The sequence below is a fragment of the Streptomyces sp. NPDC023723 genome (assembly GCF_040639815.1).
Taxonomy (GTDB): Bacteria; Actinomycetota; Actinomycetes; order Streptomycetales; family Streptomycetaceae; genus Streptomyces.
This window is the reverse complement of the sequence record NZ_JBFAAP010000003.1, coordinates 93,750-117,110: the sequence shown is the minus strand read 5'-3', so window position 1 is coordinate 117,110 and position 23,361 is coordinate 93,750. Positions and strand designations below refer to the sequence as shown.

General features: G+C 73.8%; 23 protein-coding genes and 1 pseudogene. 13 read left to right on the top strand and 11 right to left on the bottom strand.

The features are described 5' to 3' along the window. Window positions 1–196 precede the first annotated feature (196 nt). The 3 genes and pseudogenes from AB0G32_RS05585 to AB0G32_RS05575 all read left to right on the top strand — a co-directional run. Entirely contained in the window at window positions 197–928 is a 732-nt protein-coding gene (locus AB0G32_RS05585; protein ID WP_361158543.1) for a hyaluronoglucosaminidase, read from the top strand. Window positions 929–953: 25 nt separating this feature from the next. Next, on the top strand, window positions 954–1,097 hold the full coding sequence (locus tag AB0G32_RS05580) for a hypothetical protein (protein WP_361158540.1): 144 nt from the start codon (window positions 954–956) through the stop codon (window positions 1,095–1,097). A 63-nt stretch (window positions 1,098–1,160) separates the two neighbouring features. Further along, window positions 1,161–1,349 (top strand): annotated as a pseudogene (locus AB0G32_RS05575) (nucleoside hydrolase); the annotation flags it as partial. Between the two features lie 53 nt (window positions 1,350–1,402). Here the strand turns inward: AB0G32_RS05575 and AB0G32_RS05570 are convergent. Further along, window positions 1,403–2,680 (bottom strand): MFS transporter, encoded by a 1,278-nt coding sequence (locus AB0G32_RS05570; RefSeq protein ID WP_361158537.1) that lies wholly within the window; start codon window positions 2,678–2,680, stop codon window positions 1,403–1,405. 136 nt (window positions 2,681–2,816) lie between these two features. Between AB0G32_RS05570 and AB0G32_RS05565 the strand changes: the two genes are divergently transcribed. Beyond that, window positions 2,817–4,487, top strand: coding sequence for a glycoside hydrolase family 13 protein (locus tag AB0G32_RS05565; protein ID WP_361158534.1), 1,671 nt, complete (start codon window positions 2,817–2,819; stop codon window positions 4,485–4,487). Between the two features lie 100 nt (window positions 4,488–4,587). On the opposite strand, the gene AB0G32_RS05560 is transcribed toward AB0G32_RS05565, so the two are convergent. Further along, window positions 4,588–4,962, bottom strand: coding sequence for a DUF6479 family protein (locus tag AB0G32_RS05560; RefSeq protein WP_361158532.1), 375 nt, complete (start codon window positions 4,960–4,962; stop codon window positions 4,588–4,590). 113 nt (window positions 4,963–5,075) lie between these two features. Here AB0G32_RS05560 and AB0G32_RS05555 point away from each other — a divergent pair, with 113 nt between their 5' ends. Next, window positions 5,076–6,701, top strand: coding sequence for a right-handed parallel beta-helix repeat-containing protein (locus AB0G32_RS05555; RefSeq protein ID WP_361158529.1), 1,626 nt, complete (start codon window positions 5,076–5,078; stop codon window positions 6,699–6,701). 508 nt (window positions 6,702–7,209) lie between these two features. On the opposite strand, the gene AB0G32_RS05550 is transcribed toward AB0G32_RS05555, so the two are convergent. Both AB0G32_RS05550 and AB0G32_RS05545 read right to left on the bottom strand, forming a co-directional pair. Further along, entirely contained in the window at window positions 7,210–7,428 is a 219-nt protein-coding gene (locus tag AB0G32_RS05550) for a twin-arginine translocase TatA/TatE family subunit (RefSeq protein ID WP_361158526.1), read from the bottom strand. Between the two features lie 33 nt (window positions 7,429–7,461). Then, window positions 7,462–7,917: a TerB family tellurite resistance protein gene (locus AB0G32_RS05545; RefSeq protein WP_361158523.1), complete on the bottom strand. Its 456-nt coding sequence runs from the start codon at window positions 7,915–7,917 to the stop codon at window positions 7,462–7,464. 223 nt (window positions 7,918–8,140) lie between these two features. Here AB0G32_RS05545 and AB0G32_RS05540 point away from each other — a divergent pair, with 223 nt between their 5' ends. After that, a complete protein-coding gene (locus tag AB0G32_RS05540) occupies window positions 8,141–9,592 on the top strand; it encodes a hemolysin family protein (RefSeq protein ID WP_361158520.1) in 1,452 nt (483 codons plus the stop codon). Continuing rightward, window positions 9,589–10,614 (top strand): hemolysin family protein, encoded by a 1,026-nt coding sequence (locus AB0G32_RS05535; RefSeq protein ID WP_361158517.1) that lies wholly within the window; start codon window positions 9,589–9,591, stop codon window positions 10,612–10,614. Before AB0G32_RS05540 ends, AB0G32_RS05535 begins: the two co-directional genes overlap by 4 nt. 58 nt (window positions 10,615–10,672) lie before the next feature. Here the strand turns inward: AB0G32_RS05535 and AB0G32_RS05530 are convergent, their stop codons facing one another. Further along, window positions 10,673–11,254, bottom strand: a complete 582-nt coding sequence (locus AB0G32_RS05530) for a helix-turn-helix domain-containing protein (protein ID WP_361158514.1) — start codon at window positions 11,252–11,254, stop codon at window positions 10,673–10,675. 101 nt (window positions 11,255–11,355) lie between these two features. Between AB0G32_RS05530 and AB0G32_RS05525 the strand changes: the two genes are divergently transcribed. Further along, entirely contained in the window at window positions 11,356–12,285 is a 930-nt protein-coding gene (locus AB0G32_RS05525) for an alpha/beta fold hydrolase (protein ID WP_361158513.1), read from the top strand. Window positions 12,286–12,431: 146 nt separating this feature from the next. Beyond that, window positions 12,432–13,319: a CPBP family intramembrane glutamic endopeptidase gene (locus tag AB0G32_RS05520; protein WP_361158510.1), complete on the top strand. Its 888-nt coding sequence runs from the start codon at window positions 12,432–12,434 to the stop codon at window positions 13,317–13,319. Here AB0G32_RS05520 and AB0G32_RS05515 read toward each other — a convergent pair. Then, entirely contained in the window at window positions 13,267–13,605 is a 339-nt protein-coding gene (locus AB0G32_RS05515) for a helix-turn-helix domain-containing protein (RefSeq protein ID WP_361158507.1), read from the bottom strand. The two genes, AB0G32_RS05520 and AB0G32_RS05515, sit on opposite strands and share 53 nt — an antisense overlap. Window positions 13,606–13,740: 135 nt before the next feature. Here AB0G32_RS05515 and AB0G32_RS05510 point away from each other — a divergent pair, with 135 nt between their 5' ends. Continuing rightward, a complete protein-coding gene (locus AB0G32_RS05510) occupies window positions 13,741–14,112 on the top strand; it encodes a hypothetical protein (protein WP_361158504.1) in 372 nt (123 codons plus the stop codon). Window positions 14,113–14,139: 27 nt separating this feature from the next. Here the strand turns inward: AB0G32_RS05510 and AB0G32_RS05505 are convergent, their stop codons facing one another. Together AB0G32_RS05505 and AB0G32_RS05500 are read right to left on the bottom strand one after the other, a co-directional pair. After that, the gene (locus AB0G32_RS05505; protein WP_361158501.1) at window positions 14,140–15,675 is read right to left on the bottom strand and encodes a DEAD/DEAH box helicase; all 1,536 of its coding nucleotides are present in this window, start codon (window positions 15,673–15,675) and stop codon (window positions 14,140–14,142) included. A 218-nt stretch (window positions 15,676–15,893) separates the two neighbouring features. Next, on the bottom strand, window positions 15,894–16,100 hold the full coding sequence (locus AB0G32_RS05500) for a cold-shock protein (RefSeq protein WP_361158498.1): 207 nt from the start codon (window positions 16,098–16,100) through the stop codon (window positions 15,894–15,896). A 473-nt stretch (window positions 16,101–16,573) separates the two neighbouring features. Between AB0G32_RS05500 and AB0G32_RS05495 the strand changes: the two genes are divergently transcribed. From AB0G32_RS05495 to AB0G32_RS05485, 3 genes are read left to right on the top strand one after another with little or no spacing between them, the layout of a single operon-like run. Continuing rightward, window positions 16,574–17,311 carry a response regulator transcription factor gene (locus AB0G32_RS05495; RefSeq protein WP_361158495.1) on the top strand — a complete coding sequence of 246 codons (738 nt, stop codon included), beginning with the start codon at window positions 16,574–16,576 and terminating at the stop codon, window positions 17,309–17,311. Then, window positions 17,308–18,864, top strand: a complete 1,557-nt coding sequence (locus AB0G32_RS05490) for an ATP-binding protein (protein WP_361158492.1) — start codon at window positions 17,308–17,310, stop codon at window positions 18,862–18,864. Before AB0G32_RS05495 ends, AB0G32_RS05490 begins: the two co-directional genes overlap by 4 nt. A 33-nt stretch (window positions 18,865–18,897) precedes the next feature. Beyond that, on the top strand, window positions 18,898–20,232 hold the full coding sequence (locus AB0G32_RS05485; protein WP_361158489.1) for a DUF3500 domain-containing protein: 1,335 nt from the start codon (window positions 18,898–18,900) through the stop codon (window positions 20,230–20,232). Window positions 20,233–20,254: 22 nt separating this feature from the next. Here AB0G32_RS05485 and AB0G32_RS05480 read toward each other — a convergent pair whose 3' ends face one another. Genes AB0G32_RS05480 through AB0G32_RS05470 form a run of 3 tightly spaced genes read right to left on the bottom strand, consistent with a single transcriptional unit; the run spans window position 20,255 to window position 23,333 of the window. Beyond that, window positions 20,255–21,439: a serine hydrolase domain-containing protein gene (locus tag AB0G32_RS05480; RefSeq protein ID WP_361158486.1), complete on the bottom strand. Its 1,185-nt coding sequence runs from the start codon at window positions 21,437–21,439 to the stop codon at window positions 20,255–20,257. Between the two features lie 2 nt (window positions 21,440–21,441). Beyond that, window positions 21,442–22,209, bottom strand: a complete 768-nt coding sequence (locus tag AB0G32_RS05475) for a response regulator transcription factor (protein WP_361158483.1) — start codon at window positions 22,207–22,209, stop codon at window positions 21,442–21,444. After that, window positions 22,206–23,333, bottom strand: coding sequence for a histidine kinase (locus AB0G32_RS05470; RefSeq protein ID WP_361158480.1), 1,128 nt, complete (start codon window positions 23,331–23,333; stop codon window positions 22,206–22,208). Before AB0G32_RS05470 ends, AB0G32_RS05475 begins: the two co-directional genes overlap by 4 nt. Window positions 23,334–23,361 lie beyond the last annotated feature (28 nt).

The window sequence follows — 23,361 nt, the reverse complement described above, 5'->3', positions numbered from 1 at the left end:
CCGTCCCGCCGGCCGCGGAACCCCTCGGAACACCTTCCTGAGCACAGCCTCCTTGAGCACTCTTGAGCACAGCCTCCTTGAGCACAACAGTCTTGAGCCGTACAACCAATCGGCCCCGCTCGCGGTCCTGCCCGTGGACGTCGATCGGCACCGCCGGTCGGCGCGCACGGATGCGGAGAACAAGGGAGACGGCACCATGACGATGGCACGCAGACTGTTTCTTGGTGGCTTCACCGCGGGCGCGGTGACCGTTGTGGTCGGTGGGGAAGCCGGTGCGGCGGAGACCACGGGGGACAGCACGGTCTTCGACGGCCCGGTGGTGGCCCCGAGTTTCCGGACGGATTCCACGGTCAACTCGGCCGTTTTCCGGACGACGTCGACGACCGAGCACGCTGTGACCGTCCGCCAGGCTGCCACCTCCGGTTCGGGGGTGGCACTGAACATCGTCTCGGACAACCCCGAGGACTCGACCGTCTACGTGACCGGTCACGAGAGGGCGCGGGGGACGGTCAAGATCTCCCACGTCGGCTCCGCGGACGGCTCGGACGCCGGTGCCGCCGCACTGTCGATCGACCTGAAGACGGCCGGTACCGCCGCCCAGGGCATTTTCCTCACCGCGACCGAGGGCGCCACCGGCGGTAATTTGATCTGTCTGCGCAACAACGACCGCGACGACTTCGTCGTCAAGGGCAGCGGCCGGGTTGGCATCGGCATGGGCATCGGCGCCAACCCCTGGTCGCAGCTGCACGTCGTCCAGCGGCCGGGCACCGACTCGGCGCTGATGGCCGAGGGCGTGGTACGTGTCGTCAACGCCGTGTCCGCGCCGGTGGGCGTCGACTCACGCGGTGGTGGCGCGCTGTACGCGGCGGGCGGGGCGCTGATGTGGCGCGGCTCGAACGGCACGGTCACCGAGATCGCACCGGCGTGAACCGTCCCTACCACCGGAGCCGACGATGCACCTGACCCCTGAACAACTGGTCGCCGAGTTCCAGGACGCGGTGATCGAGCTGTACTTCGCCCGTAAGCGGATCGCCGTCCTGGAAGAGGAGAACGCGGCGCTGAGGGAGCGGCTGGCGGCTACGGACCCGGAGACCTGAAGGAAACCGTGCGGACCGTGCCCGGCTGACCCTGCCGGGGACGGACGCATGAGGTCACCGGTCCGGGTCGTGGTCCCCGGCCCGGACGTGCGCCGGCTGCGCGCGAGCACCGACCCCGGCACCCGCCTCGCCGGCGGCCTGCTCCCCCACCGCGGCCCCGTCACCGACGAGACGGACCCCGGCGGCGGCCTCGGCGACGCGGACGCGGTCCGCGCGGTGCTCGACCCGACGGGCCTGACCACCTACCGCCTCCTGGTGGCGCTCTATCCGAGGGCGGTAGAAGGAGCCTGAGCGCCCATCGGCCGCTAGGCCTGCTCCACCTCGCGGTCGTCGTGCGCTGCCCTCGGCCGGTGGCTCGGGACGAGCCGGTTGACGCGGTATACGTCCGGGACGCAGAGGTTGAGGACGGTCACGGCCGTGATCAGTGCGGCGCAGGCCAGGAGGACTGTCTGGCTGCTCCACGAGTGGGCGGCGAGGGCGGTGATGAGATAGCCGAGGGGGATGGCGAGGCGTTCCCCGACACCGTTGAACGCACTCATGCGACCCTGTTCGGTCTGGGGCACATGCTGTTGGAACGCGGTGCTCCAGGCAACGATCGAGACATCGAGTCCGATACCTGCCAGCAGGGCGGCCACCAGAACGAGTGGCAGTGGCAGACCGCGGGCCATGGCCGCCAGCGGCAGCGCGAGGGCGCCGGCCGTGCTCACCGCGACGGTGAGCAGCCGGTACGGCTTCCAGCGCAGGCACACAAGGGTTCCCGCCAGCAGGCCGGCGGCGAAGGCCGCCTGGATCAGACCCCAGTCCCGTGCTCCGGCGTACTGCCGCGTGGCAACCAGGGGGCCAAGCAGCTGGAAGCCCGCCAGCCACGCGGCGACGAGGACTGTGCCGGCGGCGGTATAGGCCCACAGCCAGGTACGGGACCAGAAGCCCGTCCAGCCCTGCCGGAGATCGGCCAGGACGCCGGCGGGCGCGGTCGGCGGGGCGTCCAGCCGCAGACCGAGAAGCAGCACAGCCGCGACGGCGAACGTGAACGCGTCCCAGGCCAGTGCCCACGCCGCGCCGCTCGCGACGACGACGAATCCGCCGACGACCGGCCCGAGCACCCGCACCGCGTTGCTCGGGAGCCTGAGCAACGCGTTGGCCTGCTGCAAGTGCTCCTCGGGAACGATTTGCGCGACGGCGCCTTGCGTGGCCGGAACGATGAACGACGCCGCCGTCCCCGAGACGAAGCCGCACGCCGCGATCGACACCGTCGTCGCGTGTCCCGTGGCCACGGTGACGGCCAGGGCACCCTGTGCAGCCGCGGCCAGCGAGTTCCCGAGAAAGAGGAGCCGGCTTCGGGACCAGCGGTCGGCGAAGAGGCCGCCCACGAGCAGGAACACGATCGTGGGAACGGTGTTCGTGGCGAGGACCAGGCCGAGAGATCCGGCTCCTCCACCCTGCTGAATGACGGAGTAGGCCAGTGCGAGAGGGGCCATCGCGGATCCGGTCGCCGAGATGAGACTGGCCGACGCGAACCGGCGGAAGGCCCCGATCCGCAACGGCGTGCTGACGAACTCCGACGGCGCGGCGGCGGTCTTCATGCTCCCCCTCGGCTCGGCTCGGCTCGGCGAGCACCCTAGTGCAGCGGCGCGCCATGCGGGACGTCAGCATGTTCACCTTCCCGGCGATCTGGACAGACCTACTCGTGTCGCCCGTACGCACCGCGAAGGGAACCGAGTGACCGTACGTACTGCCTCCGGCGCCCCCGACCTGTCGTCCCAGGACCCGAACTGGTGGCGGCAGGCCGTCATCTACCAGATCTATCCGCGCAGTTTCGCCGACGCCGACGGGGACGGGCTGGGGGACCTGAGGGGGGTCACCCAGCGGCTCGGTCATCTGGCCGGGCTCGGCGTGGACGCGCTGTGGCTCAGTCCGTTCTACCCGTCCGAACTGGCCGACGGCGGGTACGACGTCGACGACTACCGGGACGTCGACCCGCGCCTGGGCACTCTGGACGACTTCGACGCGCTGACCGCCGAGGCGCACCGCCTCGGCCTGAAGGTGATCGTCGACCTGGTGCCGAACCACACCTCGCACCGGCACGCCTGGTTCCGGGAGGCGCTGGCGGCGGGGCCGGGGTCGGCCGCCCGGGACCGGTACGTCTTCCGCGACGGACGCGGTCCGCACGGCGAGCTGCCGCCCACCGACTGGCAGTCCGTGTTCGGCGGCAGCGCCTGGCGCCGCGTTCCCGACGGCCAGTGGTACCTGCACCTGTTCGCCCCCCAGCAGCCGGACCTGAACTGGGAGAACGATCAGGTCAGGGCCGACTTCCGGACCACCCTCAAGTTCTGGTCCGACCGCGGCGTCGACGGCTTCCGGGTCGATGTCGCGCACGCCCTCACCAAGGACCTGACCGAGCCGCTGCGCGACCTCGGCGCGCCCGAGCTGAGCAGCGAGGCGGCGCTCGCCGAGTTCGAGCCCGGCAGCCATCCCTTCTACGACCGGGACGACGTGCACGAGATCTACCGCGACTGGCGGAAGATCCTCGACGCCTACACCCCGCCCCGGATGGCGGTCGCCGAGGCGTGGGTGCCGGGGGCCCGGCGGGCGCTGTACGCGCGGCCGGACGAACTGGGGCAGGCGTTCAACTTCGAGTACCTCAAGTGCGGCTGGGACGCGCAGGAGCTACGGGAGGTCATCGAGAGCTCGCTGGCCGACGCCCGCGCCGCCGGGGCCTCCGCGACCTGGGTGCTGGCCAACCACGACGTGGTCCGGCCCGTCTCCCGGCTGATGCTGCCGCCGGGCACCGACCCCGACGCCTGGCTGCTGTCCGGCGGCACCGCTCCGGCGCTCGACGAGGCGGCCGGCCTGCGCCGGGCCCGCGCCGCCAACCTGCTGATGCTGGCCCTGCCCGGCTCGGCGTACGTCTACCAGGGCGAGGAACTCGGCCTGCCCGAGGTCGCCGACCTGCCCACCGAGGTGCTCCAGGACCCGATCTGGGAGCAGACCGGGCACGTCCGCAAGGGCCGCGACGGCTGCCGGGTGCCGCTGCCGTGGACGCCGGACGGACCGTCGTACGGCTTCGGCGCGGGCGGGGCCTGGCTGCCGCAGCCGCCGTCCTTCGCGGCGTACGCGGTCCAGGCCCAGGACGGGGTCGCGGGCTCGACCCTGGAGCTGTACCGCACGGCCCTGCGCCTGCGCCGCAAGCTGCTCGACGGCGAGCGCCTGACCTGGTCGGACGACGTGCCGCCGGGCGTCCTGCGGTTCGACCGGTCGGCGAGCTGGCGGTGCGTGGCCAATCTGTCCGGCCGGCCGGTGGACCTTCCGGCGGGCGAGGTGCTGCTGAGCAGCGCGCCGCTGGAGGACGGGCGGCTGGGGGCGGACACGACGGTGTGGCTGGCGCTGTAGGAACAGGCAGGGTGGAGGGGGGTGGGGCTGGGCGCGTCAGGCGCTCTCCGGCGGGGAATCCACGGCGAACGTCCCAGCCCCCCACCTCGCCGCTGACCGGTCACAGGCCGCGCGGCAACCCGCCACCCCCGAAGGACCCCGTGGAGCCGGGCAGCCAGCGGCGTCGGGTCTGGTCCTTGCCGCGCCGGGTGCTCGCGGGGTGGAGTTCGTACGGCATCAGCCGTGCCCCGCCCGGCCCCGCCACGGGCATGTCGTCCGGCTCCCGCATCTCCCGTTCCTCGCGGACCGGGCCGGTCGGCGGCAGCTTCGGCTGTTCGTCGGGGCGCGGATGGCTGGTGTCCCGGTCCAGGATCCGCATGCCGACGCGTACGGCCCAGATCAGCGCGCCGGCGATCACCAGCCCGCCGAGGAAGGCCGCGGTCATGTTGAGCGTGTGCTGCGCTGCGGCCAGCAGTTCATACGTTGCCGTACTCATGCTGTGATTATCGCCCCGGTGGGGGTGAAAAGCGATAGAAAGTCGGGATTGCGGAGGAGGGGATTGGGAGCGACGCGCCGCTGGTACCCGGGCGGTGGCGGAAGGAGTGGCCCATGACTGTCCTGACCGTGCCGCTGACGGCCGACGCCCGCGAACACGGCCTGGCCGGCGACGGCTCGGCCGACGACGGATCCGCGTTGCAGAAGCTGGTGGACCTGCTCGGCGACGCCGTCGCCGCGGACGGCCGGCCGCGCACCGTGTACGTCCCGGCCGGGCGGTACGTCGTCCAGGACCGGGCGGTGCTGTGGCGCAGCGGCGTCTCGCTGGTCGGGGCGGGGCGCGGGGCCACCTGCTTCGTGCTGCGCAACCCGGGGGCGCCGACCACGCCGGTGCCGCTGGCCTGGTTCACCGCCGCCCAGCACGGCGCCGGGCCCGGCAACCACCTCGCCGACCTCACCTTCGCGCACTTCGAGATCGACGGCTCCGAGGTCAGGACGCCGGAGTACGAGGTGCTGGCCAAGGGGCTCGGGATGCAGTACGTGCGCCGGGCCCGGTTCAGCGACCTGTACATCCACGACACCGCCGCCACCGGCTTCGGCTGCGACTTCCTCCAGGACACCGTCGTGGAGGGCCTGCTGGTCGAGCGGTGCGGGCGGCTGGACCCGGGCGAGGGGATGGGCGGCGCCGGGATCGGCGTCGGCATCGGCGGGTGGGGCCCGGTCGAGCGGCTCGCGGTGACCGACTGCACCGCCACCGGCAACGGCACCAACGGAATCTTCTTCGAGCTTCAGCAGGAGGAGTGGACCCCGCCGCGCGGCATCCGTGTCACCGCCTGCCACACCGAGGACAACCGCTACGGCATCTCCGACTGGGGCGCCGACGGACTGCTGGTCACCGGCTGCGTGATGATCGGCAACCACGTCGCCGGGTTCGACGTGTCCGCGCAGGGCACGACGAGCGTCGGCGGGCGGGGCGGCATCGTCACCGGCTGTGTCGTCGACGGCAACGTGCAGGACGGGATCGCGCTCGGCAACACCCCGGGGCCGTACGCCTTCCGGGGCAACCGGATCAGCGGCAACGGGCGGTACGGCTACTGGCAGCACAACCTCGCGGGCGGCGACCAGGAACCCGCCACCGACATCGTGCTGGAGTCGAACGAGATCCGCGGCAACGCCCTGGACGGCATCCGCCTCGACGCCCCGCTGCGCGAACCGGCCTTCCTCGGCAACCGGGTCCGCGACAACGGCCGGCGCTGCGCGCCCGCGGCGGCCGGGGAGGGCGCGGGGGTGCGGCACGGGCCGCTGTCCCTCACCGACACCGGGGCGGACTGGCCGCCGGACGGCCACCTCGGCAAGCTGGTCACGGTGAGCGGCGACCGGACCGCCGTCGTCACGCACAACACCGCGACGGTACTGACCCTGGCGCCCTTCCGGCCGGGCGCCGACACGGCCTGGCCGGACGGCGTCCCCGCCGCCGGCTCCGGCTACGAACTGCCGGCCGCCCCCGCGCCCCGGGCCGGCCTCACCGCCGCCGCGCCCGTCGCGCATCCCTGCGTGCACGGCAACCGGGTGCGCGACGACGGACACCCGCGCACCCAGGCGCACGCCCTGTGGATCACCGAGGACGCGGTCTGGTCGGGCGGCCGGGTCGCGGGCAACGACTTCGGCGGCAACGGCTCCTCGGCCACCCGCTTCGACGCACCCCCGGCGGGCGGCCGCTGGCGGGACAACGACGGGTGACGGCCCGACTCCCACGGCCCGGCCCCATGGCCCGGTTCCATGACCCGACGGTCCGGGGCCCGGACCCGGCGGTCCGGGGTTCGGTTTTCGCGGTCCGGTGGCCCGGTTCTGGCGCTCCCGGGCCCGGTTCTTGCGGTTCGGTGGTCGGCTCTCGCGGTCAGTGGTCCGGCTCCTGCGGCCCGGCTCTCGCGCTCCGGGGGCCCGGTGGGCTGGGTCCTGCGGCCCGGCTCTCGCGGCCCGGCTCTTGCGGTCCGGTGGTCTGCGGTCCGGTGGTCCGGTTCCCGCGGTCAGTGGTCTGGGTCCCGCGGTCCGGCTCTTGCGGTCCGGTGGTCTGCGGTCCGGTGGTCCGGTTCCCGCGGTCAGTGGTCCGGCTTCCGCGGCCCGGCTCTCGCGGTCCGGGGGCCGGGGGCCCGGCTCCCACGGCCCGGGGGCCCGGCCCCACGGCCCGAGGACCCGGCCCCACTCCCGCGGCAGCGGTCCGCTCCCGCGCCCCCGCAGGGCGGCGACGTCAGCCCCCGCCGTCTCCCGGCGTCTCCTTGCGGACCGCCTCGCCCTGGATGATCCGGGGCGGGGCCGACGGCTCCTCGCTCTCCCCGTGCGCCCGTGCCTCGGCCTTCAGGACGCGCGCGGACCTGCCCGCCGAGCGGGTCAGTTCCGGCAGCTTCCGCACGCCCACGACGACGGCGATGACGATGAGGACGATCGCCAGTTCGCTCAGTCCGAACACCGCGCCCCTGCCCCTCTGATCTGGTCGGATCGGTCAGAGATCGAACTCGTGCGGCGGCAGGTCGAGGGCGTAGCACGCCTCCCGCACCACGGCCTGCTCGTCCTTGTCGAAGTCCCCGTCGGCGCCGCCGATGACGATGCCGATCTGGACCACCGCGCGGGCCTCGGCGGGCTTCTTCTTCGCCTTGGCGATCTCTTGCAGAACGCTGACCTTGCCGAACGCGAAGTCGGTCGTCAACTTGTCCAGGTTCTGCTCGAAGCGCCGGCGCAGGTCGTCGGCGGGGAAGTTCTGGAGCACGTCGTTGCCCGCGATGAGCTGGGCGACGCGCTGCCGCTCGGCCGCGTCCACACGTCCGTCCGCCGCCGCGACCAGGGCGCACATGGCCATGCTCGCGTCGCGGAAGGCGCCGCTCTTGAGGTCGTTCTTCTTCGCCACGAGCTGGGTCTGCATCTGTGCCGCGGATTCCTTGAAGCGGTCCCACAGGGCCATGAGCACTCCGTTCCTCTACAGTTATGTAGAAGCTACCAGGGATCGCCGGGGAACATTCCCCGATCGCCCGCCGTTCTCTACAGTCGAGTAGAGCCGTTGGCCCGGCTTTGCCCTTCCTTTACCATGGGACCCGACCCGCTGATCTGTAGAAGGAGCCCCGTTCCGTAATGGAGCCTCCCAGTACCGGCCGTACCCGTCGTCTCACGGGAGCGGGGGTGCCGCGGTGACCGAGGTCCTGCTGCTCCTGCTGGCCATCCTCCTCACCCTGCTGTGCGCCGTGTTCGTCGCGGCGGAGTTCTCGCTGACCACCGTCGAGCGCGGTGACCTGGAGCGCGCCGCCGAGAACGGCGAGCGCGGCGCGGACGGTGCCCTGAAGGCCGTCCGCCGCCTGACCCTCCAGCTGTCCGGCGCCCAGCTCGGCATCACCGTCACCTCCCTGGTCATCGGCATGCTCGCCGAGCCGTCGCTGGCCGTGCTGCTGCGCGGCCCGCTGGCGGCGCTGGGCCTCGGCGGCGCCGCGTCCACGGTGGCGACCGTGCTCGGCGTGGCCGTCTCCACCGTCGTCCTGATGGTGGTCGGCGAACTGGTCCCCAAGAACTGGGCGATCTCCCGGCCGCTGGCCGTCGCCAAGGTGGTGGCCACCCCGCAGCGCGGCTTCACCGCCGCCTTCGGCCCGTTCATCGGCCACTTGAACAACACCGCGAACCGTGTCGTACGCCGCTTCGGCCTGGAGCCCGCCGAGGAGCTGGCGTCCGCCCGCAGCCCCCAGGAACTGGTCGCCCTCGCCCGGCACTCGGCCGCCGAGGGTGCCCTGGAGGCCGACTCCGCCGAGCTGTTCGTACGCACCCTGCACCTGAGCGAGCTGACCGCGGAGAACGTGATGACGCCCCGCGTGGACGTCAAGGCCCTGGAGGCGCACGCCACCGCCGCGGACGCCGCCAACCTGTCGCACGCCACCGGCCTGTCCCGCTTCCCGGTCTACCGGGACAGCCTGGACGAGGTGGTCGGCACCGTCCACATCCGGGACGTGCTGGCCCTGGAGCCGGCCCGGCGGCCCGTGACCCCGGTCACCGACCTGGCCACCGCCCCCCTCCTGGTCCCCGACAGCCTGCCCGCCGACCGTCTCCTGGAGCGCCTGCGCGCCACCCGCACTATGGCCGTCGTCATCGACGAGTACGGCGGTACGGCGGGCGTGGCCACGGTCGAGGACATCGTCGAGGAGGTCGTCGGCGAGGTCCGCGACGAGCACGACCCGGTCGAGGTCCCCGACCTCCAGCCGGCCGGCGAGGGCGCCTGGGAGGCGGACGGCTCGGTCCGCATCGACCAGCTCGCCGCGATCGGACTGACCGCGCCGGACGGCCCGTACGAGACGGTGGCCGGACTGGTCGCCACGTACCTCACGCGCATCCCCGCCAAGGGTGACGCGGTGGAGCTGGACGGCTGGCGGCTGGAGGTGCTCGGCGTCGACCACCACCGCGCCGACCGGCTGCGCGTCACCGCGCCGCCGCCGGACGCGCGGCCGGTACCCGCGCAGGACCGTCCGGACAGCCGGGACAGCCGGGACAGCCGGGACAGCCGGGACAGCCGGGACAGCCGGGACAGCCGGGACAGCCGGGACCGCCGAGACCGTCCGGACCGCCGCGACCGCCACGAGCACGAGGAGATGGCCCGATGACCGTCGTCCAACTCCTCGTCGGCGCCCTGACACTGGTGACCAACGCGTTCTTCGTGGGCGGCGAGTTCGCCCTGATCTCGGTGCGCCGCAGTCAGATCGAGCCGCTCGCCCAGAAGGGCGACAAGCGGGCCCGGATGACGCTGTGGGGCCTGGAGCACATCTCCGCGCTGCTGGCCACCGCCCAGCTCGGCATCACCGTCTCCTCGCTGGTGCTCGGCGCGGTCGCCGAACCGGCCATCGCGCACCTGCTGGAACCCGCCTTCGAGGCGGTGCACGTGCCGCACGCGCTGGTGCACCCGATCGCCTTCGCGATCGCCCTGTCGCTCGCCACCTACCTGCACATGCTGATCGGCGAGATGATCCCGAAGAACATCGCGCTGGCCGCCCCGGCCGCCACCGCGATGCTGCTCGGCCCGCCGCTGGTCGCCCTCACCCGGGCGCTCAAGCCGGTGATCTTCGGCATCAACGCCGTCGCCAACACGCTGCTGAAGCTGCTGCGGGTCGAGCCGAAGGACGAGGTGGAGGCGGTCTTCACCGACGACCAGCTGGCCCGCATGGTGGACGACGCCAGCGAGGCCGGGCTGCTCGCCCCGGCGGACGGCGAACGGCTGCGCGACGCGCTGGAGCTGGGCACCCGCCCGGTCGGCGAGATCCTGGTCCCGCCGCAGCAGATGCGTACGGTCTCCCACACCGTCACCCCGGCGGAGCTGGAGCGGCTGGCCGCCGAGGCGGGCTACTCCCGCTTCCCGGTCAGCGGCCCGAGCGGCACACTGCTCGGCTACCTGCACATCAAGGACACGCTGGGCCTGACCGACCGGGACCGCCCGTTCCCGCGCACGGCCCTGCACCCGGTCACCCGGGTCCGCATCGACACCCCGCTGGACGACACCCTCACCGCGCTGCGCGGCGCGGGCAGCCACCTGGCGGCGGTCACCGGCGAGACCGGCACGGTCCTCGGCTTCGTGACGATGGAGGACGTGCTGACCGAGCTGGTGGGACCGGCGGCGGAGCCGGTGGCCTGACCGCCGGGGTACGAGGGCTCCCCGTGAACTGAGCTGAGCCCGCCGCGGTCCGGAGGGCTCAGCGGGGGCGGGGGCCCTCCGGACCGTCCGGACCGTCCCCGCCGTCCTCCTCCCCCGCCTTGTCCGGTACCAGCGCCAGGCTGATGATGTGCCGGATGCGGCCGTCGCCCGCGCTGTGCCCGGTGCGGCGGGCGACCAGTTCCTCCAGCTCCGTCACCAGTTCGGTGAACTCCTCGGGGGTCACCCACACCGCGCCCTGCCGGTAGAGGACGCCCTCGCGGGGCGGGTCGGCGTCGTCCCGGGAGAGGTAGCGGTCGAAGCCGTCCATCAGCGCGCCGGTGAAGACGGTGACCGCCTGCCGGTGGTCGTCCTTGGTCATGGCGGCGCGGGCGTCCGCGTCGACGAGGGCCTCGTCCTGCCGGACCCGGTAGCTGCGCTCGACGGTGCCGCGTACGCGTCTTTCCTGGACCACCTCCAGGATGCCGGCCTGGGTGAGGGTCGCGACGTGCCGGTACATGCTCGCCGGGGAGACGTCGGGCAGCCGGTCGCGCAGCTGGGCCGTGGTCAGTTCACCGGCACCGACCAGGGTCTGGAGGATGCGCATCCGGACGGGGTGCAGAAGCAGATTCGCGGTTGCCATGCCGTCATGGTCTCACACGCTCTCAGATCTGATAACGTTCTCGTAGTTGAGAACGTCCGGTCGGCGGATGGCCGGGCGTCAGCCATGCGAAAGGCGGAGCCTTGCCCGACATCGACCTGACGGTCCCCGCGGACGACGGAACCGCCCTGGCCGGCACCCTGACGCTGCCGGCCGGCCCCGGCCCGCACCCGGCCGTCCTGCTGCTGCACGGCTCCGGCCCGCTGGACCGCGACGGCAACACCCCCAAGCTGCTGATGAACCTGGCCCGGCCGATGGCCGAGGTCCTCGCGGCGGCCGGGATCGCCACCCTCCGCCACGACCGGCGCGGCGCCGGCGCCACCCCCGGCGACTGGCGGACCGCCGGCTTCACCGACAACCGCAAGGACGCCGCCGCGGCGCTGCGCGCCCTGGCCGCCCGTCCCGACATCGACGCCGGCGCGGTCGGCGTGGTCGGCCACAGCGAGGGCGCCCTGCACGCCATGACCCTCGCGGCGCGTACCGAGGTGCGGGCGGTGGTGCTGCTGGCCGGGTTCGCGGGCGTCGGCGAGGCGGCGTTCCGGTGGCAGGGCCGCTCGGTGGTCGGCAGCCTGCCCGCGCCGGTCCGGCTGCTGCGGCGCCCGCTGGGGGCGCTCGGCGACCGGGTGCTGGCCCGGATCAAGCGGACCCGTACGGACGTGGCGCGGATCGCCGGCGCGCCGGTCAACGCCCGCTGGATGCGGGAGATGCTCGTGCACGACAGCCGGGACGACCTGGCCGCCATCCACGCGCCCGTGCTGGCCGTCACCGGCGACAAGGACCTCCAGGTGGACCCGGCCGACCTCGACGAGATCCGCCGGCTGGTGCCGGGCGGCGCCGAGACCCACCGCCTCGCCGATCTCACCCACGTGCTGCGGCCGTACGCCGGCCGCCCGACCCTGGGCGCCTACCGCCGCCTGCTGCGCGAACCGGTCGACCCCGCGCTGCTCGCCCTCGTCGCCGACTGGCTCACCCGCCACCTGGCCCCCGTCTCGCGGGAGACGGCCGCCTCCTGACGCCGGGCGCCGCCCGCCCGCCCCAGCACCGCGTCCCCGCATCCCTCCATCCCCGCATCGCCCCATCCCCCCATCGCCCCATCCCCCAATACCCGATTACCCGATTGCCGCGAACAGCCCGGACCTCCGACAAAGGACAATTTGGCATGCCCACGTCAGTAGTCACAGAGCCGCTCACGCCCACCACTCCCGACCGCCGCCGCGCCGACCTGACCCTCTTCATGGTCATCGCCTTCGCCGTGAGCTGGGGCTGCTGGGCCGCCGCGATGGCGATCGGCGGCCCGGCGAAGAACGGCGAACCCTCCTACGTCCCGTTCCTGCTCGGCGCCTTCGGCCCGCTGATCGGCGCCCTGGTGATCCGGATCCGCCGGCGCCGCCGGGGCGAGCCGGTGCCGCCGCACGCGGTGCGCTACCGCGCGGCGGCGCTGCCCTGGGCGCTGCTGCTGATGGTGGCGGCCGCCGCGGCCGTACTGGCCGCCGGGGTGATCGGGCACGCGGCCGGCGGCCCCGCGCCGAGCTGGGCGGACGCCAAGGACGTCATGAACGACATGGGCGGGCCCGCCGCGTTCCTGGTCAGCATGATTGTCTCCGGCCCGCTGTCCGAGGAGCCGGGCTGGCGCGGCACCGCCTACCCGAGGATGCGCGCCACGATGGGACCGCTGCGGATCGCGCTGGTGCTCGGTGTGGTCTGGGCCGTGTGGCACCTGCCGCTGTTCTTCGTGGACGGGACCGTCCAGCACGACCTGGGCCTGTTCACCCCGAGCGGGGTGCTCTTCGCCGCCGGCAACGTTCCGATGGCCATGCTGGTGACCTGCGCCTACCAGCGGGCCGGGGTGGTCGCCTCGATCGCCGTGCACTTCGCGGTCAACACCACGATGGTCCTGCTGGGCGTGACCGACCCCGCCGTCCAGGCGCTGATCATCGGCATGCAGCTGATCCTCGTCGCGCTGCTGCTGGTCACGGGCCGGCCGGCGGACCGGGTCACTGCCGCGGCGGCCCGTTCTCGGCTGCCGCGCGCCGGTACTCGCCGTTGATGCGCTGCGCCTCCTCCAACTGGTCCTCGAGGATGACGATGCGACAGGCGGCCTCGATCGGAGTGCCCTGGTCGACGAGCTCGCGGGCCCGCGCGGCGATCCGCAACTGGTAGCGCGAGTACCGGCGGTGTCCTCCTCCGGAGCGCAGCGGGGTGATCAGCCGGGCCTCGCCGAGGGCCCGCAGGAAGCCGGCCGTGGTGCCGAGCATCTCGGCGGCCCGGCCGATGGTGTACGCGGGGTAGTCGTCGTCGTCCAGCCGTGCGCTGAGCGGATTGCCTGCTGTCATGTCACCTCGTAGTGCAATTCCTCAGGGGCCCGGCGCCGATACGGCGCTGCCGGGCCCCTGAGGAATTCAACACCATCGGGCCTTGTGGCCGCTGCGGCGGACGGGCCCCCGCGGGTGACCCATAGACTCGATCTCATGCCGAACCCTGATGAGCTGCTCGTCTCCATCGCCGCCATGGTGGAGTCGGAGCCGAGCAATCAGATGTCCTTGACCGTCGTGGCCCAGGGCGCCGTCATCACCGGCCGCCTGGCTCCGGAGAACACCTGGCGGGAGCGGGTGGCGGAGGTGCTGCGCGCCTCCGACCGGCTGAGCCCGTTCGCCGACGCCTTCGTCCGGCAGCGGAGGAAGGAGCGGCCCGACGGACCGGCGCCGACGCACCTGCACTTCCACCTCGCGCGCATCCTCCAGGGCAGCCTCGGAATTCCGGAGACCGGCGGGATGTACCGGGTGGCGATCAGGGACGTCAGCGCCTGGACCGTGGGCGACTTCAGCTACTCGGACCAGTGATCCGCCGGGCCGCGGCGGTCCGGCGGATCAGCGGGTGCCGGTGCCGGTGCCGGTTCCGGTGCCGCCGCCCGTGCCCTGCCGACGCGGCGCTCCGCCACCGGAGCGCCCGGCGGCCGGGGAGCGGCGGCGGCCGCGCCGCGCGGAACCCGAACCCCCGGCGGACTGCGCACGGCGCGGCCGTTCCGGGGCGGGGGCCGGCGCGGGGATGACGACCGGGACGCCGGAGGGGGCCTGCGCGCCGGTGATCCGGCTCAGCTCCTCCTCGCCCGGCCGTACCCGGGTGACCTGCGGGACGATCCCGGCGGCCGACACCAGCCGGGTCACCTCCCGGCGCTGACCGGGCGTGACCAGGGTGATCACGCTGCCGGACTCGCCCGCACGGGCGGTACGGCCGCCGCGGTGCAGGTAGTCCTTGTGGTCGCCGGGCGGATCGACGTTGACGACCAGGTCGAGGTTGTCGACGTGGATGCCGCGGGCCGCGACGTTGGTCGCGATCAGCGCGGTCACCTGGCCGCTCTTGAACTGGGCGAGGGTGCGGGTGCGCTGCGGCTGGGACTTGCCGCCGTGCAGGGCCGCCGCCCGGACGCCGCTCTTGAGCAGGTGCTTGGTGAGCCGGTCCACCGCGTGCTTGGTGTCCAGGAACATGATCACCGAGCCGTCGCGGGCGGCGATCTCGGTGGCCGTGCGCTGCTTGTCGTCGTCGTTCACGTGGAGCAGGTGGTGCTCCATGGTGGTGACGGCGCCCTGGGACGGGTCGACGGAGTGCACCACCGGGTCCGTCAGGTAGCGGCGGACCAGCAGGTCGACGTTGCGGTCCAGGGTGGCGGAGAACAGCAGCCGCTGCCCGTCCGGCCGCACCTGGTCGAGCAGGGCGGTGACCTGGGGCAGGAAGCCCATGTCGGTCATCTGGTCGGCCTCGTCCAGGACGGTGACGGCGACGTCGTCCAGGCGGCAGTCGCCGCGGTCGATGAGGTCCTTGAGCCGGCCCGGCGTCGCGACCACGATCTCGGCGCCGGAACGCAGCGCGCCGGCCTGCCGGCCGATGGACATGCCGCCGACCACGGTGGCCAGCCGCAGCCCGACCGAGCGGGCGAACGGGGTCAGCGCGTCGGTGACCTGCTGGGCCAGTTCCCGGGTGGGGACCAGGACCAGGGCCAGCGGGCGCTTCGTCTCGGCGCGCAGCCCCTGGGTACGGGCCACCACCGCGAGCCCGAAGGCCAGGGTCTTGCCCGAGCCGGTCCGGCCGCGGCCGAGGACGTCCCGGCCGGCCAGCGAGTTCGGCAGGGTCGCCGCCTGGATGGGGAACGGGACGCTCATGCCCTCGGCGGTGAGGGTGGCCAGCACCCGCGGCGGCAGCTCGAGTTCGGCGAACGAGTCGACCGCGGGCAGCGCGGGCGTGATCGTCTTCGGCAGCGCGAACTCGCCGCCCTGGGCCGCGGCCGGGCGGCGTCCGCCGCCCTGGGCGGACTGCGGACGGCGCCGGGGGCCGCCGCCGGAGCGGCGGGCGGAACCGCCGGAGCCGCCGGAGCGGTCGTACGGGCGGTCGGCACGTGCACGGTTCATACGGGAACCTTCCTTGACGCGGCGCGTGTCAAGGAATTCCCGCAGCGGTGAAGCGGCGCAGAGAATCGCGAGAACGAGCCGGAATGACGGGGCGGGGAGCCAGGGTGAATTCCGGTGGAATTCACGTCTGTTCTGCTCCGGAATGCAATGAGCTGGGGCCCGCACCCCACGGTGCGGGCCCCAGCTGTGAAGTACGCGTCAGCTGACTGACGGCGTCGTCAGTTGGAGGGAACGATGTTCTCCGCCGTCGGGCCCTTCTGGCCCTGGGCGATGTCGAACGTCACCTTCTGACCTTCCAGGAGCTCACGGAAGCCCTGGGCGTTGATGTTGGAGTAGTGGGCGAAGACGTCGGGGCCGCCGCCGTCCTGCTCGATGAAGCCGAAGCCCTTTTCGGCGTTGAACCACTTCACGGTACCGGAAGCCATAAGAATCTCCTTAGGAGGACGGTGCACGAAGCACACCCTGTGTGTACTTCGGTCGCCGCGATGATCACCCCGTCGGAAAGACTGGCAACCAACTGCAACTGACGTCGACACTAGCACGGCGCGTTCGGCGAGTGGGGTGGCGATTTCCGCACGTGGGCGCGGGTCGGCGGACCGCGCGCGGCGTTTTCGGGAATATTCCCCGGAGGTCGCGAAAATTTCTTACCTCGTCAGCACAGATATTGCTCCGCTCGCGGTGCAGGCTCTTCGGGCCGGCGCCGCGCCGGCCCGGCGCCGCACGGCTGTGACCTCCCGCGACGCCCGCGCGTGCCGGTCCGCCGGGGAACCACCCGGCAGCCTCCGGGAACCGTCCCGGCGCCACCGGGGGGCCGCCGGAGAGACAAACGCCACAGACACCCACCTGGGTGACGGGTGGCGCACAGGGACCTCTCAGCGTCCCCGGACAGAGTGTGCGTATGCCTGCCGCTCGTGGAGTCCCCGAAGCCCGCCCGGGCACGGTCCGGGTGCTGATCGTCGACGACGAGCCCGAGCTGACCGAACTGCTCGCCTGGGCCGTCACCGAGGCCGGCTGGCGGCCGTTCCTGGCCCGCGACGGGCGCGGCGCGCTCACCCTGGCCCGCGGCTGCGCCCCGCACGCCGTCGTCCTGGACTGGATGCTGCCCGACCTGGACGGCCTCCAGGTACTGCGCCGGCTGCGCTACGAGGACGCCCGGCTGCCGGTGCTGATGCTGACCGCCCGGGACGCGCTGGAACACCGTATCGACGGGCTGTCGGCGGGCGCGGACGACTACGTGACCAAGCCGTTCTCGCTCCAGGAGGTCATGCTGCGGCTGGGCGGGCTGCTGCGCCGGGCCGGCGCCGAGCGGGCGACGGCGGCCGACGGGCCGGTCCTGACCCTGGGCGACCTGGTGCTGGCCGAGCGGACCCGGCAGGTGCAGCGCGGCGGGGAGCCGATCGCGCTCACCGCGAAGGAGTTCGACCTGCTGGCCTTCCTGATCCGGCACCCGCGCCAGGTGCTCAGCAAGGCGCAGCTCCTCGCCGCGGTGTGGAGCAGCGCCTTCGACAGCGAGGGCAACCTGGTCGAGGTCTACATCTACGGGCTGCGCGCGAAGATCGACAAGGGCCGGGCGCCGATGATCCACACGGTGCGCGGCGCCGGCTATGTGCTGCGGGCCGCGGACGACGGCACATGAGCACCGTACGGGCCCGGGTGCGGGGGCTGTCGCTGCGCACCCGGCTGGTGCTGTTCACCACCGTCGTGCTGTGCGCGGTGTGCGCGGCGATGGGGGTCACCACGATCCTGGTGCAGCGCGCCCATCTGCTGGCCGACCTGGACCAGCGGGTCCAGGACGCCGTGGCGCGCAGCCAGGGCGGTGCCCGGCACCGCACCGGCGGCGCCACCGACCTGAGCTTCCTCAGCGAACAGGGGCAGAGCGCCGGCACCGTCGCCGCCCGGCTGGCCGGCGCGGCCGGCGGCGCGGTGACCGCCGCCGAGGTGGTGACCGAGGACGGCGGCCGCGCGGCGCTCACCGCCGCGCAGCGCGCCGCGCTGGCCGGCCTCACCGCGGACGGCGCCCTGCACACCCGTACCGTCCCCGGCCTCGGCACCTACCGGGTGACCGCGGTGGCCGGCGCGGGCGCGCCGGTGCTGGCCGGGCTGCCGATGGACCACGTGCAGGACGCCGTGCACCGGATGGCGGTCACCGAGGCGGTGATCGCCGGCGCCGGTCTGCTGGTCGCGGGCTGCGGCTGCGCGGTGGTCATCCGCCGCGAGCTGCGCCCGCTGGGCCGGGTGGCCGCGACCGCCGCCGAGGTGGCCGGCGCCCCGCTGGAGAGTCCGGAGGGCGGCCGGCTCACCCGGGTCGCGGCCCGGGACACCGACCCGCGCACCGAGGCCGGGCAGGTGGGCGTCGCGCTCAACCACCTCATCGACCGCGTCGAGTCCTCGCTGGCCGGACGGCGGCGCAGCGAGGAGCGGATGCGCCGGTTCCTCGCCGACGCCGGCCACGAACTGCGCACCCCGCTCGCCTCGATCGCCGGGTACGCCGAGCTGATGGACCGGGGCGCGGCGGACCTCGAACCGGGCCTGGCCTGGCGCCGGGTCCTGGCCCAGTCGGCCCGGATGACCGGCCTGGTGGAGGATCTGCTGCTGCTCGCCCGGCTGGACGAGGGCCGCCCGCTGGAGTCGACGCGGGTCGACCTCGCCACCCTGGTCGCGGAGGCGGTGTGGGACGCGCGGGCGGCGGGCGCGGGGCACGAGTGGCGGCTGGCGCTGCGCGTGGCCGACGCGGCCACGGTGACCGGCGACCCCGCCCGGCTCACCCAGGTCGTCGCCAACCTGCTGGCCAACGCCCGGGCGCACACCCCGCCCGGCACCCGCGTCGACGTCTGTGTGGAGAGCGCGCCCGGCAGCCGGCTGATCCGGGTCCGCGACGACGGCCCCGGCATCCCGCCCGCCCTGCTGCCCGCCGTCTTCGAACGCTTCACCCGCGCCGACACCTCCCGCTCCCGCAAGCCGGGCGAGGGCGGCGGCAGCGGTCTGGGGCTGGCCATCGCCGCCGCGATCACCCGGGCGCACGGCGGCCGGGTCACCGTCGAGAGCGAGCCGGGCCGCACCGAGTTCACCGTCACCCTGCCGAGCGCCCCCGACGCGTGGCCGGCGCTGTCGGGCGCCTGTGAAAGTCCTGGCATTTCAGCTCGGCCTCAGCTCGGCCGACCAGGGTTGCGCTCAGGCGGCCGGCCGTAGGAAGGCGGGCCGGAACGAAGGGAGCCAGCGACGATGACCGAGCTCGACACCGGGCGGCAGGACGAGCCGGAGCCGGGTCCGGCGCCGGGCCGCCGGGCCCACGCGGACCGCCGGAGCTTCATGCGCAAGGTCTTCCTCGCGTCCGGCGCCACGGCGGTCGCCACGATGGGCGGGGCCGCCGCCTGGGCGGCGCAGGCCGACGACACCGCCACGGCCGGCGCCTCGGCCACCGCGTCCCCGAGCGCCGCGCCCAGCGGCGACCCGGGCGGCGGCGCGGGCGGCCCCGGCAACCAGACCATCACCGAGGACTTCTTCGGCCTGACCACCGACGGCAAGCGGATCGACGACCTGTACGCGATCCACTCCACCAAGGTCGCCACCGCCCCGGTCATTGCCGCCGCGGAAGCCTTCCTGGCCGGTCTCACCGACGACCAGAAGACGGCCACCCAGTTCACCGTGCACTCCACCGAGTGGCGGCTGTGGAGCAACGTCGACGCCTACGAACGCCAGGGCGTCAGCCTGGCCGACCTCACCGACGCGCAGAAGAAACTGGGCACCGCGCTGCTGAAGTCGGCGCTGAGCGCGGACGGCCTGGAGACCACGGAGAAGATCCGCGCGATCAACCAGGCGGCCGGCGAGGCGATCAGCCAGACCGACCGCTTCAACGAGGACGCCTACTACTGGACGCTGCTCGGCACCCCGTCGGCCACCGAGCCCTGGGGCTTCCAGTTCGACGGCCACCACCTGGTGATCAACTACTTCGTGCTCGGCGACCAGGTGGTCATGAGCCCCTGCTTCTGGGGCTCGGAGCCGACCGAGATGGACATCGACGGCACGACCGTGAAGGTCTGCCAGGAGGAGGTCGCGGCCAGCCTCGCCTTCATCAACTCGCTGACCGCCGCCCAGCGGAAGACCGCCATCGCCTCCGCCACCAAGTCCGCCGAGTCGATGAAGGCGGGCGCCTTCTCCGACAACGCGGTCCAGGCGTACGAGGGGCTGCGCGCCGACATCCTGACCGCCGCCCAGCGCGGCAAACTCCTCGCCGTCGCCGCCGCGTTCGTGGACCGCGCCAGGGCCGACGCCGCGCAGGTCCGGATGGCGGAGATCGCCGGCCACCTCGACGACACCTACGTCACCTGGGCCGGCGGCACCGCCGACGACTCGGCGTTCTACGTCCGGGTGCAGAGCCCGGTGGTCTGGATCGAGGTCGACTGCCAGGCCCCCGGCCCGCTGGCCGGCGCCTACGACTCGACGGCGGGCACCCCCACCCAGAAGCACGTCCACTCCGTCATCCGCACCCCCAACGGCAACGACTACGGCCGGGAACTGCTCCGCCAGCACTACCTGACGTCCCCGCACCACCGCTGAGGGGACTCCTGAAGGCGGCGGCCTACGGCCGTCCGTAGGCCGCCACCATCAGCCGCTGGGCCACCTCGTTCATCCCCTCGCCCTTGGCGTCGGTGGAGTTGACGCTGTAGACGAGGGTGCGGGAGCCGTCGCGGGTCGAGGCGATGGCGGTGTTGTAGCCCCAGCGGCCACCGGTCTTGCCCCACACCTCCCGCCCGCCCAGCTTCTTCATCGACAGGCCCGCCGAGTACGCCGCCGGGTCGCCGGTCTCGTGGTCCACGACGTCCGGGAGGGTGAACATCTCCGCCAGCAGCGGGCCGCGGACCACCTGGCCGGCGAACAGGGCCGTCGTGAACCGTTCCAGGTCGGCGGTGCTGGAGATCAGGTCGCCCGCCGCCCAGGCGTCCGTCGCGCCCCACACGGTCACGTCGCGCGGGCCGGTCGTGCCGTCGTCCAGCGTCATGGTCTGGTAGCCGTGGTTGTGCGGGCCGCGGATGCGCGGGTCGGCGCCGGGCAGGCGGGTGTCGCGCAGCCCCAGGGGGGCCAGTACGCGGCGGGTGACCTGGTCCTCGTAGGAGTCGCCGGTGACGCGTTCGATCAGCAGGCCGGTGACGGTGTAGCCGATGTTGAGGTAGTGCTGCCGCGTGCCCGGGGCGAACTCCGGGTCCTTCGACGTCGCCGAGCGGACCATGTCCTCGGGCCGGTGGCGCAGGAAGCGGTTCGCGTACGCCTCCTCCACCGTGGCGCCGGGCAGGTCGGGTGCCGGGATGCCGCTGGTGTGGTTCAGCAACTGCCGTACGGTCACCCGCGCGTACCCGGCCGGGATCAGGTCCGGGAGGTAGGAGCGGGCGGTGCGGTCCAGGTCGAGGCGGCCCTCGGCGGCCAGTTGCAGGGCGACGGCGGCGGTGAAGACCTTGGTGACGGAGCCGGCGCGGAAGCGGCCGGCCGGGTCGGCCGGGCGGCCGCTCACCAGGTCGTGCAGGCCGGCGCCGGCCCGCCAGGTGCCCGCGGTGCCGCCGACCCGGACCAGGGCGGCGGTGGTGTCCGCGGTCGGCAGTCCGGTCAGGGCGCCGGCCAGCGCGGCCCGTACCGCCGGGTCGAGCGCGGGCGCGGGCGCGGATGCGGATGCGGCGGCGGTCGTGGCGGGCAGGGCCGACGCCGGGGCGGCCGGCCCGCCGAGCAGCAGCGCGGTGCCGAGCAGGGCGGCGGCGCGGACGGTGTTCCGCATGGTCAACTCCGGTGGTGTGAGCCGTCGTTCGGACGGACCCCACCCTCCCGAACAGCCGCTCCCGGCGGATCGCCCGCGCGGGGGAGCGGGCCTCGCCCGGGCGGGGGATCGCCCGCCGTCACCAGACCCGTCTCGTACGCGCAGATCACCGCCTGGATGCGGTCCCGCAGGCCCAGTTTGGCGAGCAGGTTGCCGACGTGGGTCTTGACCGTGTGGTCGCTGATCAGCAGTTCGGCGGCGATCTCGGCGTTGGACAGGCCGCGCGCGAGCAGCAGCAGCGTCTCGCGTTCGCGGTCGGTGAGCAGCTTCAGCCGGGGGTCGGTCCGGCGCGGGCGGGTGGCCGGGCGGGTGTACTGCTCGACCAGGCGGCGGGCGACGGACGGGGCGAGCAGCGAGTCGCCCCGGGCCACCACCCGGACCGCGTGCGTGAGGTCGTCCCGGCGCACGTCCTTCAGCAGGAAGCCGCTCGCGCCCGCGTGCAGCGCGTCGTACACGTACCGGTCGGAGTCGAAGGTGGTCAGCATCACCGTGCGGCAGCCGCCGCCGAGCGCGCTGATGGCGCGGCACGCCTCGATGCCGTCGACGCGCGGCATCCGGATGTCGAGCAGTGCCACGTCCGGGCGGTGCCGGCGGACCGCCTCGACGGCCTCGGCGCCGTCCCCGGCCTCCGCGACCACCTCGATGTCCGGCTGGACGTCCAGGATCATCGCGAAGCCGCTGCGCACCAGTTCCTGGTCGTCGGCGACGACGACCCGGATCGGCGTGGTCACCGGGGCACCTCCTCGGGAACCGGAAGCCGGACGTCGACCTCGAAGCCGTGGCCGTCCGGGCCCGGTCCGGCGGTGGCCGTGCCGCCGTGGGCCGCCGCCCGCTCCCGGATGCCGGTCAGTCCGTGACCGGCGGCGGGGGCGGCCGTCCGGGCGCCGCGTCCGTCGTCGGTCACCCGGACCCGGACCTCGGGCGGCCCGTAGGCGATCCGTACGGTCACCTCGCGGGCGCCCGCGTGCCGCACCGCGTTGGTCAGCGCCTCCTGGACGATCCGGAAGACGGTGCTGCCGGTGGCCGCCGGCACCGGACGGGGGTCTCCGGCCGTCTCGTAGCGCACCGGCGGGCCGCCGGCCCGGACCCGGTCGAGCAGGGCGGGGAGGTCGTCGAGGCCGGGCTGCGGGGCGCGCGGATCACCGTCCGGCTCGTTCCCCGGCTGGTCGCCCGGCTCGTCGCGGTCGCGCAGTACGCCCAGCATGGCGCGGAGCTGGGTCATGGCGTCCCGCCCGGTGGCGGCGATGGCCTCGAACGCGGCCTCCGCCTTCGCCGGCGCCGTCCGCACGGCCACCGGCCCGGCCTCCGCCTGCACCAGCATCAGGCTCACCGCGTGGGACAGGATGTCGTGCATCTCGCGGGCGATGCGGGCCCGTTCGCGGGCGGCGGCCCGGTCGGCCGCCACCCGGGCGGCCCGGCGGCGGGCGTCGGTCAGCCGCCCGAAGGCGTAGGCGGCCGCGAACACGATGAGGGAGAAGCCCAGTTCGCGCGCCGACCGCGTGTTGAACCACACCCCCACCGGCACCGCGACCAGCACCAGCGCCCCGGTGGCCAGCCGCTCGACCGGGGTGGACAGCGCGGCGACGGTGTACACGGCGACGAGCCCGGCGTACGGCAGCGGCTGCCCGGGACCGTCGACCGTCAGCCCGTACCCACCGGTGGCCGTCAGGACCGCGAGCAGGACGGCGACGGGGGCCCGCTGCCGCCACACCAGCGGCAGCACGGCGAGCGAACTCAGCCCGTACGCCGTCCAGGTCGCCGGTTCCAGCTCCGGTGCGCGCGGGATCACGAACGGCATCGTCGTCGCGGCCTGCACCAGCAGTGCGACGCCCGCGTCGGACAGCGCTCTTCTCATCTGAGTCCCCCCTGGACCGGAACAGCGG

Coding starts and splice junctions, on each gene's coding strand:
- AB0G32_RS05505 (WP_361158501.1), bottom strand. CDS start 15,675: ATGAACCGTGCACGTGCCGACCGCCCGTACGACCGCTCCGGCGGCTCC.
- AB0G32_RS05485 (WP_361158489.1), top strand. CDS start 18,898: ATGACCGAGCTCGACACCGGGCGGCAGGACGAGCCGGAGCCGGGTCCG.
- AB0G32_RS05495 (WP_361158495.1), top strand. CDS start 16,574: ATGCCTGCCGCTCGTGGAGTCCCCGAAGCCCGCCCGGGCACGGTCCGG.
- AB0G32_RS05585 (WP_361158543.1), top strand. CDS start 197: ATGACGATGGCACGCAGACTGTTTCTTGGTGGCTTCACCGCGGGCGCG.
- AB0G32_RS05555 (WP_361158529.1), top strand. CDS start 5,076: ATGACTGTCCTGACCGTGCCGCTGACGGCCGACGCCCGCGAACACGGC.
- AB0G32_RS05520 (WP_361158510.1), top strand. CDS start 12,432: ATGCCCACGTCAGTAGTCACAGAGCCGCTCACGCCCACCACTCCCGAC.
- AB0G32_RS05570 (WP_361158537.1), bottom strand. CDS start 2,680: ATGAAGACCGCCGCCGCGCCGTCGGAGTTCGTCAGCACGCCGTTGCGG.
- AB0G32_RS05480 (WP_361158486.1), bottom strand. CDS start 21,439: ATGCGGAACACCGTCCGCGCCGCCGCCCTGCTCGGCACCGCGCTGCTG.
- AB0G32_RS05560 (WP_361158532.1), bottom strand. CDS start 4,962: ATGAGTACGGCAACGTATGAACTGCTGGCCGCAGCGCAGCACACGCTC.
- AB0G32_RS05515 (WP_361158507.1), bottom strand. CDS start 13,605: ATGACAGCAGGCAATCCGCTCAGCGCACGGCTGGACGACGACGACTAC.
- AB0G32_RS05535 (WP_361158517.1), top strand. CDS start 9,589: ATGACCGTCGTCCAACTCCTCGTCGGCGCCCTGACACTGGTGACCAAC.
- AB0G32_RS05580 (WP_361158540.1), top strand. CDS start 954: ATGCACCTGACCCCTGAACAACTGGTCGCCGAGTTCCAGGACGCGGTG.
- AB0G32_RS05545 (WP_361158523.1), bottom strand. CDS start 7,917: ATGGCCCTGTGGGACCGCTTCAAGGAATCCGCGGCACAGATGCAGACC.
- AB0G32_RS05500 (WP_361158498.1), bottom strand. CDS start 16,100: ATGGCTTCCGGTACCGTGAAGTGGTTCAACGCCGAAAAGGGCTTCGGC.
- AB0G32_RS05510 (WP_361158504.1), top strand. CDS start 13,741: ATGCCGAACCCTGATGAGCTGCTCGTCTCCATCGCCGCCATGGTGGAG.
- AB0G32_RS05530 (WP_361158514.1), bottom strand. CDS start 11,254: ATGGCAACCGCGAATCTGCTTCTGCACCCCGTCCGGATGCGCATCCTC.
- AB0G32_RS05490 (WP_361158492.1), top strand. CDS start 17,308: ATGAGCACCGTACGGGCCCGGGTGCGGGGGCTGTCGCTGCGCACCCGG.
- AB0G32_RS05470 (WP_361158480.1), bottom strand. CDS start 23,333: ATGAGAAGAGCGCTGTCCGACGCGGGCGTCGCACTGCTGGTGCAGGCC.